Source organism: Oleiphilus sp. HI0066 (assembly GCF_001635725.1).
On record NZ_LWFH01001490.1, the window covers coordinates 1 to 969 of the forward strand.

The following is a 969-nucleotide window of genomic DNA, read 5'->3' on the forward strand; positions in this document are numbered from 1 at the left end:
ATTCGTCTCAATTTCAAGTTTTTCACGCGCTGAAATCTCTTCAGCTGGCGCAACAAGCATAACATTACCTGTCATGCGCTTATCTAAACCCTTAGTTTTTAGCACTAACTCAAGCGCTTGATCCCAAGGCACGTTTTGCAGACGCAAAGTAATGCTACCGCCAACAGTGTCACTCGCTACCAAGTTCAACCCAGTAAAGTCAGCAATCAACTGCAATACTGCACGAACTTCAATGTTCTGGAAGTTAAGAGAGAGCTTTTCGCCTGTGAAAGGAAATTTTTCTTTGCGACGCTCTTCTACTTCGTCTTCAGTAATTTTCTCAACGCTTACAACAAACTGATCGTCAGCTTGATACGCCAAGTAATCATAATTGCCGGTAGGCTTGATCACGATTTTGGCCTTACCATCTTCAATGTAAGACTCAATACGTGAAACAGGTGTTGCGAAGTCAACAACATCTAAACGCTGACGAAGGCTTTCCGGAAGCTCTGCATCAGAGATCAACAGCTGGATGTTGCCACCTACTTCACTCATGTCGATATCAGCAGATGGATTCGCTAGACCAATAATGACTTGACCATCGCCTTTCTCACCGCGACGAAAATCAATCGCTGTAATACCATTCCCTGAAGCAGACTGACTAACTGACGCATCGCTTTCAGCTGATGAATTTTCAGCTGCGGCTGAGCCAATCTTCAAAATCAGATCATTACCCTCAACAGAACTGGTGTAAGGTGCCATGGAATTTAGATCAACAACAAAGCGTGTAACAGCTTGGCCCGCATTATTTTTTGCTTCGATCACCGTCATACGGTGAGCGTTGCCGAGACCAAGCTCGTGATAACGCTTATCCAAACCATTTGTTGCGCCATCAACTGTAATTGAGATGTCTGCAGTCTGACCAATCGTAAAGATCTTTGGTTCTGCAGGAGGCTCATCAAAGCTCAGAACAATCTCAACTGTATCACC

General features: G+C 44.5%; 1 protein-coding gene. It reads right to left on the minus strand.

The window, feature by feature from the left end:
* Positions 1-969: AMIN domain-containing protein (locus A3738_RS23120; protein ID WP_197473978.1), on the minus strand; the 969-nt coding region annotated here is incomplete at both ends.